The sequence below is a fragment of the Aeoliella straminimaris genome, from assembly GCF_024054565.1.
In the GTDB taxonomy this organism is placed as follows: Bacteria; Planctomycetota; Planctomycetia; order Pirellulales; family Lacipirellulaceae; genus Aeoliella; species Aeoliella straminimaris.
The window spans coordinates 179841-194480 of the sequence record NZ_JAMXLR010000026.1 but is presented as its reverse complement, the minus strand read 5'-3'; the positions used below and the strand labels follow the sequence as shown (position 1 = coordinate 194480).

Sequence of the window (14640 nt, the reverse complement as noted above, 5' to 3'; positions counted from 1 at the left end):
CTTCCTTTTGCTGAGATCGGCGTTTAACTACCGCGCCGCTTCTATCTGCCTAACCCGGCTGTTTGCAGGCTGTTGGCCAACCGCATCGCGGCGGGCGAACCAAACGCCCCCACGTTCTTGCTGCGGGAACGCTTGGCAACGCGACGCTGGGGAGATGCTTGGCGAGCTGTCTCTCGAGTGGGCGAGCCATCAGCAATCTGCCGCGGCGGCTGTTGCCTTTCGGTGGCCCGGGGCTGCTGCGCCGCCATGTGCCGTGGAGGCTGCTGGCCAGGGTAGCTAGGCGACCAGCTTTCTTCAGCCGGCTCTTCCGAAGCAGCCGACTCTTTTTCTGCCGGGGACTCCATGAGCTCGACGTCCGAAGCGTACTGGACGCTATCGGCCGTTGCATCGAACGATGGATTGTACCGCTCGTACTGCGCGGCTTGCTGAAGGGCCGCCTGACGGACCAGAAAATCGGTGGGACCGGGCAAGGCCATCGGTCCACCAATGGATGACGCCGACGCGTACTGCGGATTGGCATACCGCGGATTGAGGGTGCCCGCAAATGGCGTGGCCCTACTGGGCCCAATGCGACCACCGATGCCTACCAGATAGCTGGCTCGATGGCCCGCACAGCAATCGGCCAGGGCGGAGTCCGCTGCGAGTGCAAGTAGCACAGCGAGGGACGCGACGACCAACGTTCGGTAAACAGCCATGGTGGCGATCCTTCGTAGCAAGAATGAAGGTGGATATTCCACGCTTCGAACGAGCCTACCACAAGCTGAGCCAAGGCTGCAAATGTTTTCTGTTGATGCACAGTAAGTCGCTAAATGGCAGAGGGATAGACCCGGTGAGCGGACAAGCTGTTGGGGGGACTGCTTGCCGTCTGCGGCCGGGCCTATCCCAAGACAGGGGAACATTACCTGCTGCTGCTACTACTGGGGGGATTTATCCCCCAGAGGAGGTGGATTTGGCTGTTTGCCAATCGATAGGCTCTTCGCGAGGAATTTCTACGTGGTGCACCAATTGCTGATGTGCGGCGCGGACGTCGACGGCCGCAGCGGCAGCGTTGGATTCGCACTGGGGGAGCAAGTCAAAGAGTACGTCGGAAGCGGTTGCGTAGTTGCGAACCTGGCCGGGGAGGAAGTACATATCACATGCCTAATGTCCGGACGCGGACGGTTGGGCAATTTGTCCGGCAACCTGGCTGTCTCCTAGGCGGAGATCCACGGCTTTGCGTCCCTGCCTCGCGGCAGGTTTGCCATTATCGGTGGGCGGTTCGATGCGATGCAACGCCCATTGCGGATGAGAAAAGGGGAGCGACCAAGGGAAACGGGGGGAGAGATGAGTGAGGCCTCTGACTATTAAAAGAGTAGGTTACGGACGGGGGCTCGTCCAACGATGCGACCACGATTCCCCAGGAATATGGTGGCCTTTATCTCCTTTAGTCGCCGACGAATTCGGGTTGCACCAGTTGTGGCAATACGCCGGCCTCGTGGCCACGTTTCAGGAACTCGGCAACCGCTTGTCGTCCCCGAGGACCGAAGTCCTGGGTCCAGTCGTTCACGTACATGCCCACGAACTTGTCGGCCTTTTGGTTGTCCAGATCACGTCCGTACTGCAGCGCGTATTCCAGTGCCGGTTCGCGGTGGGCAAGGCCGTAGTCGATGCTCTCGCGCAGCAGTCGTTGGACCTCAGCGATGGTCTCGTCGCCCAGGTCCTTTCGCACGGCGTTGGCGCCCAGCGGCAAGGGCAGTCCGGTCTCTTCCTGCCACCACACGCCCAGGTCGACAATCAGCTTCAGGTCCTGTTCGCCGTAGGTCAGCTGTCCTTCGTGAATGATCAGGCCCGCGTCGATCGCCTGGCCCTGGTACTCACCGGCCACCACGGCGGGGATGATCTCGTCGAACGGCACCAACACGTAGTTGAAGTCGGTCCCCAGGCATAGCCGCAGCGAGAGGTACGCGCTGGTTAGCTTGCCCGGCACGGCGATGGTCTTGGTGCCGACTTCGGCCAGGCTCATCTCGCTCTTCGCCACGACCATCGGCCCGTAGCCGTCGCCCATGCTGGCGCCGCAGGTGCACAGCATGTACTTGTCCTGCAGGTGGGCGTAGGCGTGCAGGCTAACGGCCGTCAGTTCCAACTCGCCGCTGAAGGCGCGTTGGTTGAGCGTCTCGATGTCCACGAGTTCGTGCGTGAATTCCAGATCGCCCGTATCGATCTTGTCCTTCGCCAGGGCGTAGAACATGAAGGCGTCGTCGGGGTCGGGGCTGTGTCCCACGCGGATTAGCTGCTTGGTGGCGGACATCAAGTACACTCGCAGGTTGGTCGGCAGAAAGGCATTTGCAAAGCCCTAGCCTACCCGCCCCCGCGTGGTTTTTCGAGTGCCCCCGCTGCCCGTGGTACACTAGGCCTCGAACGACAGGCCCTGGGCCGCAGTGGTTGGCTGCGCGATGTGCGGCGCCACGATGGGCGTGCTGGTGGTTGGCCGAGCATTTCCCTTCTGCTGGGTGTGTGCCCGCTCGCAGGCGAGCTGCCAGGTCTCGCGTTCGAATTCGAGAATCCGCATTACGTCGCTCAGCTTGGTGGCATCCGTATTCACGTACGCCGAGGTGAGGGTGTAGAAAAGGAACTGGTAGAGTTCGCACAGCTTTTGGTTGATGTCGCTCTCGCCCCCCCGCACGCCGGCCAGCATCTCGCCGACGATATCCATCGCACGCAGCATGGCTTCGTTGGCGTGGCCCTCGTTGTTGTCGCCCAGTTCGTGCTGCGCCTTGGTACAGAAACGCAGCGCTCCCTCAATCAGCATAAGGTGCAACTGGGCTGGCGAGGCGGTCTTCACCTTTGACTCGAGGTAACTGCTCGGATTGGCTTGCGGCATGGTTGGTTCCTTCCTATTTCATGAGTACTAGTAGTGTGCGAGGTGCCAGCTGGATGTTACCTAGGAGCTACTGCGATTGACCGGAGCGATAAACTGGATCGATTCAATCACATCGATGTTCGACTGCAGCTGGCTGATGGTCTGTTCCAGCGTGTAGAACTCGAGCAGGGTTCGCTCGCGTTCGCGTGCCAGAAACTCCGTCATCGACTCGATGCGTGCTTCGTTGTTCTCGATGGTCGAGGTGAGCGAGTCGTATCGTCGGGTCAGGGCGGAGTTTTCTTCGCCGGCCAGACTGTCGATGGCCGCCTGCAGTTTGTCCACCACGCCCAGGCCATCCAAGGTAAACAGCTTCTGAACCTCGTTGGGGTTTTCTTCGAGCGCTTCGGCCAGTCGGGCAGAGTCGAACTCCAGCTCGCCTTCTTGATTCAGACGGATGCCGAGGGTCGACAGCGTGCGGAATTCGGAACTGCTGGAGAAGGCCGAGGTGAGGACATTGGCCAGGTCGAGTTCAACTCGAATCACCTCGTTACGACCAAACAGCAGGCCTGTCGTGTTCGATGCGGCATCGAACGAGGTGAGCTGCTCGAGGGTCGTCCGTAGCGAATTGAACGAGTCGACTAAATTCTGCGTGGCGTTGGTCAGCTTCGTCGTATCGGTGCCAACCTCGACCGTGACCGGATCACTCGAGGCCCTGTTCACGGTGACCGACAGTCCCTGAACGACATTGTCGAAAGTGTTGTTGGTCGACGTAACAACGATGCCACCCGTGCCCGAATTGCCGTACTGCAGCACGGCGTCGCGCGGGCGGGTGGCGTCCTGCGTGCTGAAGCCGGCAGTGGACGTGTCGACCAGCAGTTCCGCCGCGTTGCCGGTGTTCTCCGAGGTGATGGACAGCCGGTAGCCGGTGCCGTCGAAAAACGTGCTGGCGGTGAAGCCGCCGTCGAAGTCGTTGATCTGCTGAACCAATATGCCCAGGGCGTCGGCATCCTCGTCCAGCGCCGTGAAGGCGCCCGAGCCATTGATTCGTTGGATGCCTGTGGTCAGGTTTTTGTTCGCGTTGTTGGTCAACCGCAGTTCCGCCGCGGCGGTGCCACTGCCGAGATCGCGGACGGAGAGCGTCTCGTTGCCGAGGGAGGAGTCGACCAGTTGAATGCCGTTGCCGGCGTTGTTGAGGCTGGCCACCAGTTCGGTGCCGGCGGCGGTGGCCGCGTCGTTGATCTTGTCGATCACGTCCTGCACGGTGTAGGCCTCGTCGCCCGGCTTATCGAGCTGGACAAAGAACGCGGTGCCATCGCCGGTGGTTACCTCGATGGTGCCGAGTTGAATGCCGCTGCCGCCATTCAGCGTGCTTAGCGCGATGCTGTCGGGAATCTCCAGCGTGCTTAGATCGACTTCGAAGCTGGTGCGGCCGTCGATGATCTGTTGACCGCTGTCGTCGGTGTCGCTCGAGGCGGTTGCGATCCGCAGATCGGCGGCCGCGCTGTCGCCATCGCTGTCGGTGATCGACAGGGTGCCCGAACCGCCGGCCAGGTCGGTAATCAGAATGCCATCGCCGGTATCGTTGATACGAGCTTCCACCTGAACCGACAACGCGTTGATCTTGTCGATCACGTCGCCTATCGTTTCGGCTTCCGCATTGCTGGAGTCCAGGCTCACCGCAGCCCGGTTGCCGGCCGAGTCGGTGATGCGGAAGTCGCCCAGGCGAACGCCTTTGCCGCCGTTGAAGTCCTCAAGCAGGGTCGATTCGCTCACCACCTGGCGGTTGAGACTGCCGGAGTTGACTGACCCCACGGCGTCGTCCACCTCGATTCCCAGCGCGGCGGCCGTCGTGTCGCTGCTGCTGATGGTTAGATTGCCGGTGCCACCCGAGTTGTCGGTGATGGAAATGCCGTTTCGCGAGCCGTTGATCGCCGCGGTGACGTTGGCGCCCGACTCGTTGATCGTATCGACAAGGTCGCTCAGCGTTTCGGCCGCGGAGAGATCGACGTTCACCAGCGGGTTGCCAGCTCGGTCGACAATATCGATGCTCGTCAATTCGCTGTATCCCTGTCCGCCATTGAGCGAACTGACCAGGGTGTCGCGGAGTCCGGAGATCAACCGCTTGCCGGTGATCACTCCTCCAACGGCCGTGCTCGTAAGCCCCAGGTCTTCGGCTACGGTGCCGGTGCTGGTTACGCCAAAGGCGCCGCTGCCGGAGGTCAGGTCGGTCAGCTCGAGTCTGTTGCCATCGGCGGAAATTGCGGCCGAGAGCTTTGTGTTGTCAGCGGCGTTGATGGCATTGATGATGGCCCCCAGCGAGGTGGAGCCGCTGACGTCGATGGTCAGTTCCGATTCGTCCGCCAGGGTAACCGTGAGCACGTCTCCCACGCTGTGGACCTGCACGCCTGTGCCATCGTTCAGCGAACTCAGCAGCGTACCCGAGTGCAGCGAGAACACGTCGTCGCCGGTCACGCTGTCGGCGGCCACGTTCACCTCGGCCAGCCCCAGACTGGCAGCCGCGGAGCCGAGTCCAACTTCCTTCACGCGAAGGTTGCCCGCTCCACCGGTGTTGTCCGTGAGCACAAACGAGTCGCCCGCGACCGAGGCCGTGACATCGATGTCGCTATTGCTGTTGATGGCCTCCAACACGTCGTCCACCGTCAGCGCAGTACGCAGATCGACTTCGGCCGAAGCACCACTGCGGTCGGTGATGCGAATCTTGCCGGCGGCAAAACCGTCGCCCGAATTGAGTTCGCTCAGGCGAATGCCTCGATCGACGTGGCCTCCCGCGCCAATGCGGAAGGTTCCGCTGGAAAGCTGGTTGGCCACATCCGTAAACGCGCTGCTCACCACCTGGTGATTGGTGGCCGTTTGCAGCGGCGTGAACGTGTAAGTGCCCGGCTGAGGAGGAGGGTTGGTCTTCGTGGCGACCGTCATCAAGTTCTGGTTGCTGGACGTGGCCTTGGTGGCCGTGTACAGGCTCGAGGCGTTGAGCGAGCCGGCGGAGAATCGCATCCCCAATAGCAACGAGGTGACTTGTTCCAGGGCGGTCCGCTCGGCCGTCAGGGCGTCGGTGCGTTCCTGCAGCGTGTCGCGCGGTGTCGCGGCGATTTGCATTAGCTGATCGACGGTATCCTTGATCGGAATACCGGTGATCAGGCCTACGCTGGATTGAAACTGTCCCATGCTCTCAAACGCTCGGTTGAGTGGTTCGTTGCGGCACGCTGGGCGATCGCACAAGGGTAGCTCACGGCCAGGCGCGCAACACCAGCGGTGCGGCACGAAGCGCAACGCTATCGATTTTATCGACCAGGCAAGCTAGCCGAGTTCAGGCTAATCACCATGCCAGCAAAGCGTTTGGCCGAGGATCCCCTGACAAAGAAAAAACCGGTCCGAATCTGGCGATTCGGACCGGTTTGGTAGGTTTTGCTAACTGCTAGCGGTTTAGCCGAGCAGCGACAGCACGTTCTGTGGGTTCTGATTCGAGATCTGCAGAACTCGTGTACCCGACTGGACCAGAATCTGCGACCGGGTCAGGTTGGCAGTTTCTTCAGCAAAGTCGGCGTCGCGGATCGAGCTTTCGGCCTCGGTCAGGTTGTTCAACGTGTCGTTCAAGGCGTTCTTGTTCGTCTCGAGCGTCGTACGCTGGAACGCACCCAGTCGACCGCGAAGCGAAGTGACCTGGTCGATTGCTTCGCCGATGATGTCGGCGGCAACCGTGGTGTCGGTCGACAGGTCGGCCGATCCACCAGTACCAAGCTGGTACAGCTTGCCGCTAGCACCACCCAGGCGGGCAGTGTTCACGCTGCCGATACCGAGGCGAGCTTGCTGATTCGACACGACGTCCGGACCGAGTTGGAACAGGGCACCACCACCGGAGATGGTGAAGCTGGCCGTTCCGGTAAAGCTCGAATCCACCGTGGCGGTCAAGTCAAGCGAAGCGGTGTTGATCGACAGGACGTTACCGCTACCCGTGGCAGAGATGCCGTTGACCGTGGCCACCACGTCCGTACCCGTGGTACGGGTGTCGGAAAACAGGCCGCCATCGTCTTCAATTACGCTCAGGTCGACGAAGGCGTCGGTGCCGTAAGCGGAGGTGGTGAACTCGAGCGTGGTGCCGTTGGCCGTGGCAGTCACACCCGTTGCGTCGCTCACCAGGTTGATGCCGTCGACAACCGAGTCAATCGAGGTGCCAGCACCGAAGGAGATAACCTCGGCACCGTTGGTGCCCGACAGTTCGAACACGACGTCGTTGGCCAGACCACCACCGGTGTCGCCGCCCGTCAGGGTTGGGGCAGTGACTGGAGCCGAGTCCGACGATTCGACGTAGCTCGTACCAGCGGCGGTGAAGCCGCCCGTCGAGTTGGTGCTGTCGAACGTGGCTTCGAAGACCTGGGCACCGTCGACCTCGAAGGCGTTGATGGCGTCCAAGATCTCCTGCGCCGTCACCGTACCGGTGATATCGACGCCCAGACTGCCCGTGCCAGTGTCGAGCGACACGATGACTTCGTTGCCAGTGCCTCCACCCTCGGTAACGTCGATGGTGAAGTCGTTGTAGGCATCGGTGTTGCCAACCGTCGCAATATCGAGAGCCAGCGTACCAACCGCACCGGTGGCTGAACCGCCGGTGATGTTCACGACGTTGGCGATGGTTGAGCCGTTGTCGCCTTCGGCAACATCCAGTGTCAGGTTTGTGTCGAACGCCGCGTCGGAGATTTCGCTAACATTGGAGTTGATGGCCGCGGCAACACTGTCGAGGTCGCCCACGTAGTCGTCGCCGATGGTGACGGTGTAGCCAAGCGTCGCGTCACCTGTGACGACGATACCCGTGCCACTTCCACCGGTCAGGTCGAAGGTAATGTCGAAGTTTTCGCCAGCAGTGGTTGTGGCCGTGAAGGCTGCAGCGGCGTCGGTGGCGGCGTCGACACCACCAGTGGTGACGTCGGTCAGCGTTCCAACATCGGCAGCCACCACGTTGGCCGTGCCGTCCGAAGTAGCCGAGAAGTCGGCACCACCATTGGAGGCCGCAATCGCAGCGGCAATCACGTCCGACCCAACACCAGTTGTCAAGTCGGCGGTCACCGTGATCACGCCGGCAGCGAAGTTCACACTGTTCACCGCACCACCCGAGTCGTTGCTGTCGACGAAGGTGATGTCGATGTCGTTGCCGTTCGTACCGTCCGCAGCACCACCGGCCAGGGCCGTAATGGTCAGGGCGTCGCCGTTCGTCAGCGCGGCAGTCGTTCCGGTCGCCTGTTCAGCCGGGGTATCGACGGCAAAGCTGCCACCGCCGGTTACGCTACCGGCAACCGCGGACTGGTTGAGCGTGAGGTCCAAGTCGCCCGTCGCTTGAGCGGCCGTGGTCGCGGCCGGGAAGTCGGCAACCTCGACGGTGGCTTGGGTGGCCGCTGTGGTGATGGCAATGTCCACATCCACCGAACCGGCGCTGCCCAGGTTGGCCTGGTCGATCTTCAGGTCCGAAATGTTGGAGAAGTCGCTATCGGCCGAATCGGTGATGAAATCGAGCGTTCCGTCCAACAGCCGTCGGCCTTGGAACGTGGTGGTTTGGGCGATTCGGTTGAGCGCTTCGAGTGAGGAGTCGACCTGCAACTGGTTAGCAGCAACCTGTTCGTCCGACAAAGCACCGGCGTTGGCCGATTCGGTCACCAGACCGCGAATGTCGTTGAGCAGCGAGGAGACCTGTCCCAGAGCGCTGTCGGCCGTGGCGATCACCTGGTTGGCGCGATCGGTATTGCTGATCGCACGCTTGATGGAGGTGATATCGCTACGCAGATTTTCGCTGGCGATCAAACCAGCCGGGTCATCTTTACCGGTGTTGATCCGCAAACCTGTGCTGAGACGAGTGAGAGCTTGCGACAGACCCGCGTTGGCCCTATTCAGGTTATTGCGGCCGATGAGCGAGCTCACGTTGGTGTTAATTCGAGTCATTGCAAACACCCCTTAAACAAACAAGAAATTGTTTCAAAGTTTGACCGGACTGGACGGTTGGATCGGGAGTGAATGACCCCGGCCTGTCTCTCTAGTCGGCTAGCAAGTCCGCCTATTTTGTCGGCTTGCTGTGCAACACTAGGTTGCGTTCAATGCGCGTGCGGAAAAAAATGGGAGCATTTTCCACATGGCTTTTGGGCTGCCCCGCGCACTACATGATGCGAGCGCCAGCAACGGCTCGGAACGACCTTGCCGTCTAGACCAAGCTATCGGTCTGTGAATTTGGGGGCTTGATTTGACCAGCTGGTTTTCAGGTAATCTGAATTGACATCGATTGCTCAATCAGCACAGGTGTTACAGCTTGCCGGTTGAAGGGCGGGTGCTGTGGAGTGCCGAAGAATGCCCCTGTCGCAACTGACTGGTGCAAATAGAGGACTTGCAAAAGAGACACGCAGGTGCTCAATGCAAGGTGGGCTTAGCGGTCCACGCCAGCGAGAAGTCAGCACGCGAGTGCGCAATACGAAGAGAAAAATCAGCTCGAAACTATGACACGGAACGGTCACTAACCAGCGGCCGCTATTGCTTGGGAAGACCTTCGGTGTCCTCAGGCTTCATCTCGGCCGCCTTGCGATTCTCGCGCTGAATGGCCTCGTACACTTCTTGACGGTGCACCGGAATTTCGATGGGAGCTTCGATTCCCAGCCGAACCTTGTCGCCACGCACGTCGACAATGGTAACTACCACGTTGTCGCCGATGATGATGCTTTCGTCGCGCTGTCGTGATAGGACCAACATGGTGGACTCCTTGGCGGCCTGGAGCCGCGTGCCTGCGGGGGCAGCTTTGCTGACGGTTGGGGACAGTAAGTACAGGTAGGCACGCCGATTCTGCAAGCCGTAGCCTGCAACAGCCAGTTGTCACGTCGGCTATCAATCGGCGACGCGTCGCTAGCTGTTGGCTGCCTGTCATGGTTCTTCGGATGCCCGACCACGAAAACTGCAATCACCCCGTAGAGGTAGGGATTATGCAGTGCCCGCTGTAATTGCCAGGCGAAGAACCGCTGCCCTCCGCACAGCTTACCACTGGCGAGACGGCCCGCGGGCTCGCGGGGCGTGGATCACTCAGGCCGATCGTCGCAGCGGGATCGTGGCGCCCAACACGTACTGCACCTCGTGGTCGTTCTTGGCCACGACCTGACGTCCCCGGTTGGTCGTCAAATTGACCACAATCGGAGCTTTCAGATTGAGCGTTAGCGTGTCCTGGTGGCGATTGAGAATGGCCAGCACCTGCAGCGACTTGGCAGTACCACCGCCCAGCGGTGCGATGTCGCGGCTACTGATGCGGACCTGATAGTCGCGCACGAAGCGGCGAGGGCTCACCACTGCCAGGGCCACTTCGGAGCGGTCCAGCGACTGCAGCCAGGCCAACGAACTGTTCGATTCGTCCGCCAGCAGCACCCACTCGCGGCACGTTTCCATTCCAATCAAGCCCTGGTCGAACCGCAGTACGTCGGAGGGTTCGATCGGGACATTGCCAAAGCGGGTGGTCATCACGTACATCGCCTGCTCCAAAATTCAGATGCGGGTGGCGGCATCAAACTCTGCGCGCGGTATCGCGGTATACCGGCGCCTGCTAACTCCATCGGCCGCTACAGTAGATGGAATCACAAAAATCGGCGCAGGTGGACCTGGGTAAAGTGAATCGTGCCATCGTTGCTAGCATCCGTGTCTACCGCGAACGCTGGGCCAGGCATCTTTCGTGAATTTCGACGCCACTGGTTAGATGAAATCGAGCAACGTCATCTGCAGCATGCTGCCCGCCACTTGCAGTGAGGCCTGCAGCGAGTATTGTCGAGCGGTGAAATCGGAAATGGCTTCGGTCAGGTCGACATCGATCTCCTCGGACAAGGCACTGCGAATCGCCACTTCCTCGTCCTGGTGGCGGTGCTCCAGCATCTCGAGGTTCTGCAACCGTGCACCCACCTCGCTGCGGGCGAAGTTCACGCGGTCCAGATCGGTTTCGATCTGGTTGATCTCGCGGCCGATGGCCGGGTAGTCGGCATCCTGTATCGCATTTCGCAGGCGGAGCAGCGTATTGAACACGCTATCGGTCTCCACTGTATTGCGATCGCTGGAAGTGAGCGCGCCACTGGTGCTTACCGCGTCGTCCGCGCCATCCTCCACGAACCCCAGATACTCCGCTGGTTGACCCGACACCCGCATCGAGTCGGCACCCGAGTTGTCGGTCAGCACCAAGCCGTTTCCATCGGCCGCTAGCGACACGGTCACGTCGCCGCCGGTCTGGGCGGCGATTTCGTCCATCACGTCCTGCACGGTGGTCGAACTATCGAGATCGATCGTATGCGTGACGGTAGAATCCGGCGGGCCAAGGGTGGTCAAATCAATCTCGAAGGTAGTCACCCCGTCGACCAGCACCCCGACGCCGCGGTTGAAGTTTTCCAGACGCGAGGTCTCCGTCAGAGTGCGAACCCCCAATTGCGTGGCGGTTAGTCCACCGCCTACTTCGCCAATGGTCAAATCGGCACCGCTTAGCCGCGAGCGTATATTGATGCCGGTGCCTGCTTCGTTGATCTCGACCTGCAGGCCGAGTTCTTCCTGGTTAAGGATGTTCAGCAGTTCCTCGACCGTCTCGGCCTGGCTAATATCAACAGTGATGCTTTGCCCGCCGTTGGTGAGATTGAGCCCCGAAGATTGGTCGAGCACGGTGCCGCTGCCGCCCGCAGTGACGGCCGATGTGCCGACTTCCACCGCTCCAAGTCCCCCGGCGCCGGGCGCCGCGTCGCGGTAGTCCACCTCGGCCGTAAACAGTCCGGAGGCTTCGGCGTTGATGGCATCGACCACCTGGGCTGATGTGGAGACGCCCGCCTCGATGGTGACGGTGAGCGTGCCGGTCGAACCATCGTAGGTGGCCGACTCGCTGCCGGACAGGGTCCCATCGACGAACTGAATGGTCACCCCATTGAGCGGATCGGACAAGGCATCCGCGGGGTCGACGTTCGACCCGTTCTGGGTGGCGGTAACAAAAAAATCGTTGTTGTTGCCAATCGAGGTGACCGTGGCCTGCGCCTTGGTGCCCAGCAGATCGGCCAGGCGGGTGGTCTTGAGGATCGAGGGGGTGATATCGTCTCCGGTCAGCGACGACTGGGGTGTAACGCTGTAAATGCCCAGGTCGCGCGCCACGCGGCCCTCGCCCACTTCGCGAATCATGACCCCTTCGGTGCCACTGGCGGTGTTGAGTTGCAGCCCCGTGCCGGTGACCTCGACGGTGATACCCGATCCTTCAGGAACACCGTTCTGCAGAAAACGAGCGACGTCGCCGATCGTGGCGGCATTCGAAAGATCGACCACCGAACTGGTGGCCTGATTCGATGCGTTGACGTAGACAATCTCGACCGCTCCGCGATCGATTCCGGCACCGCCGTTGAGATGCTGCACCTGAGTGGTGCGGGACAGATGGGGATTCAGGTCGACCGAGCCACGGATCTGTTCGCTGATGCCACCAAAGACTTCGCTTCCAGGCACATTGGTTTCGTACAGGTAGCCAATGTCCACGAAGCTGCGGAGCTGGTCCTCGTTGCCGTTGTAGGAAATGTACTCGCCCTCGTAATCATAGGGCAGCGACTGCGACCGCGAACCAGCGAACAGGTAGCGGTCGCGAAACTGACTGTTGCTGATATTGACCAACTGCTCCAGGGCGCGGTCAATCTGGTTGACCACCGCCAGGCGTTCTTCCTCCGTGGAGGTCGTAGAGTCGATGCCGAGGGCCTCGGACTTCACGCTGTTGAGGATGTTGGAGACTTCGTCGACGGAGCTTTCCGCTTCGCTGAGAAACAGCACACTATCGCGCAAACTGGTTTGGGTTTGCAGCTTTCGCTCGAGAATTCGCTGCAGGTTCAGTGCCCGCAATGAGGCCGGTGCATCGTCGCTGGGCGACAGGATCCTCCGCCCGGTGGAGATCTGCGTCTGCGAGCGCAGCAGGGCCAACTGATCCGCTTGGACCTGTTGCGTGATGCGGCGAGTTGCCAGCAGGTCACTGACTCGCGTCGTCGGTACGGGAAGAATTGCCATAGGTTGGTCAATGCGTTAACAGAATTCCATTCCGACGAGGCGCAGCTCGACGGTTATTTCACCTACTCACCTACAAATTCACCAGCATGTCGAGCAGTTGCGAGATGGTCTGGATGTACTTTGCGGAAGCCTGATAGCTGCGCTGCAGCGAGATCATCTTCACCGCCTCTTCGTCGATGTTCACGGCGCTCAAGGCCTGCGACTCTCCCTCCAGGGTGGTTTCGAACGTGCGAAAGCCTTCGGCCACCGACTTGGCGGCGGCCGACCCTTGGGCGATGCCGTTGGCCAGCTGACTGTATTTATCAGAAAGACTTGCCCCGCCAAGCGAGTCGAGCGACTGCGTGAAGAACTCCACCATCCGCTCGGCGTTCCGCGCGTCTTCCTTAATGCCTCCCAGGCTGGCGGCGAACAGGCCCGCGTTGTCGATGCCTTCGAGTTGCTGGTTGACGCCCAGCGTGGCGGCCGTCGAACCGGTGAAAAAGGTGTTGATCCCAAGTGCTGCCAGGACGCCGCTGGTGTCGCCCGAGAAGGCAAATTCGGTGTTGGCCGCGTCCGTGGCAATGTTCAGCCCACCGGTGGATGTTATCGAGGCCGTGAGACCGGACACGCTCGATATCTCAGCGGCCAGGTCCTCCAGCGAGGTGTCGTCGTCCAAGCCGTTGAGGTCGACGCGAATGGTCTGGGTAACCACCTTGTCGGTGTTGGTATTGCGGATCAGGATATCGAACGCCCCGTTGACGGGCGTAAATGCTAGACCCGCTTCGTCGAGCGCCGCGGCGCTGTCGATCACGGTGTCGACGCTGCTCACACGACTGAACCCTTCGACGCCCTGACCCTGCGAGTAGATCTTGTTGAACTCAAATGCCAGCGTCGCGGCGAGTTCGTCCAGGTCGGAGAGTACTCCACCGGTGATTTCGTCGCGGGCGGCGTACAGGCCGCGAATCTCGCCGGCACTAACATCCAGTTCAGCGTTGGTGTCGTGGAATCGGATGATCGAAGTATTCCTGCCGGCGGTGGTGCTGTCGTCGGCAAACACCTCGCGGCGGATGCCATCGGTGACGATGTACTCTCCACCCACGGTGACCGTCAACGCGCCGGTTGGTTGTTCGACCACTCGAACGTCGGCCAGCTCGGCCAGGGCGGCCACGGCGTTGTCGCGTTGCACGCGGAGCCCACCGGCATCGCTACCTGACAGGCCGCCCCCTTCCACCTCCGTGATCTGCAGGTTCAGCTTGCGGATTTCCTCCGACAATTCGTTGATCTCGCCGGCGATCTCATTTACCCGAATGTCGAGTCGCTCGTGCAAGTCTTCGGTGCGGGTGGAGAAGCGATTGAAGTCGCGCACCAGGTTCTTGCCGGCCAGCACGGCCAGATTGCGATTCGAAAGATCGTCCGGCACATTGAGTACCTCGTCGATCGCTCCGAAGAAGCTGCTAAATGAGGAACTCAGGTCGGTGTCGGAGAGTTCGCCGAGGATCTGTTCGAGGTCTGCGTACGCTTTCTCCTGCACCTCGGCGTTGGACCGGTCGCTGGCTGAGTTGCGGAGCCGTTCCTGGAGGAATTTGTCGACCTTCTGGACGATGCCCTCGACCACCACGCCCAGGCCCAGCACCAGATCGCCCTTTTTCTGCACGGGCGCGGGAGCGTAGACCACCTCTTCGCGGATGTACCCTGGCGTATTGGCGTTGGCAATGTTATTGCCCACCACGTGCAAACCCACCTGCATTGCTTGCAGGGTGTTGCTGGCCATCTGAAGGGAACCGAAG

The 14640-nt window shown here is 60.8% G+C and carries 10 protein-coding genes and 1 riboswitch; of the genes, 1 reads left to right on the top strand and 9 read right to left on the bottom strand.

What is annotated here, in order from left to right:
• Nucleotides 1-41 precede the first annotated feature (41 nt).
• Nucleotides 42-695 (bottom strand): hypothetical protein, encoded by a 654-nt coding sequence (locus NG895_RS07670; protein WP_252851887.1) that lies wholly within the window; start codon nt 693-695, stop codon nt 42-44.
• Between the two features lie 298 nt (nt 696-993).
• On the opposite strand from NG895_RS07670, the gene NG895_RS07665 reads away from it, so the two are divergent.
• A complete protein-coding gene (locus tag NG895_RS07665) occupies nt 994-1197 on the top strand; it encodes a hypothetical protein (protein WP_252851886.1) in 204 nt (67 codons plus the stop codon).
• A riboswitch (cyclic di-GMP riboswitch) is annotated at nt 1174-1252 on the bottom strand. Its footprint overlaps the gene before it by 24 nt.
• A gap of 171 nt (nt 1253-1423) precedes the next feature.
• Here the strand turns inward: NG895_RS07665 and NG895_RS07660 are convergent.
• From NG895_RS07660 to flgK, 8 genes are all read right to left on the bottom strand, one after another.
• Nucleotides 1424-2287, bottom strand: a complete 864-nt coding sequence (locus NG895_RS07660; protein ID WP_252851885.1) for a menaquinone biosynthesis family protein — start codon at nt 2285-2287, stop codon at nt 1424-1426.
• Nucleotides 2288-2386: 99 nt separating this feature from the next.
• Complete coding sequence (gene fliS, locus NG895_RS07655) at nt 2387-2860, bottom strand: flagellar export chaperone FliS (protein ID WP_252851884.1); 474 nt, start codon at nt 2858-2860, stop codon at nt 2387-2389.
• A gap of 60 nt (nt 2861-2920) precedes the next feature.
• The gene (gene fliD, locus NG895_RS07650) at nt 2921-6025 is read right to left on the bottom strand and encodes a flagellar filament capping protein FliD (protein WP_252851883.1); all 3105 of its coding nucleotides are present in this window, start codon (nt 6023-6025) and stop codon (nt 2921-2923) included.
• 258 nt (nt 6026-6283) lie between these two features.
• Nucleotides 6284-8788 (bottom strand): flagellin N-terminal helical domain-containing protein, encoded by a 2505-nt coding sequence (locus tag NG895_RS07645; protein WP_252851882.1) that lies wholly within the window; start codon nt 8786-8788, stop codon nt 6284-6286.
• A gap of 576 nt (nt 8789-9364) precedes the next feature.
• Nucleotides 9365-9583 (bottom strand): carbon storage regulator CsrA, encoded by a 219-nt coding sequence (gene csrA, locus NG895_RS07640; protein ID WP_252851881.1) that lies wholly within the window; start codon nt 9581-9583, stop codon nt 9365-9367.
• Nucleotides 9584-9907: 324 nt separating this feature from the next.
• Nucleotides 9908-10336, bottom strand: coding sequence for a flagellar assembly protein FliW (gene fliW / locus NG895_RS07635; RefSeq protein ID WP_252851880.1), 429 nt, complete (start codon nt 10334-10336; stop codon nt 9908-9910).
• A gap of 228 nt (nt 10337-10564) precedes the next feature.
• On the bottom strand, nt 10565-12874 hold the full coding sequence (locus NG895_RS07630) for a flagellin N-terminal helical domain-containing protein (RefSeq protein WP_252851879.1): 2310 nt from the start codon (nt 12872-12874) through the stop codon (nt 10565-10567).
• A gap of 70 nt (nt 12875-12944) precedes the next feature.
• Nucleotides 12945-14624 (bottom strand): flagellar hook-associated protein FlgK, encoded by a 1680-nt coding sequence (flgK, locus tag NG895_RS07625; RefSeq protein WP_252851878.1) that lies wholly within the window; start codon nt 14622-14624, stop codon nt 12945-12947.
• Between the last annotated feature and the right edge of the window lie 16 nt (nt 14625-14640).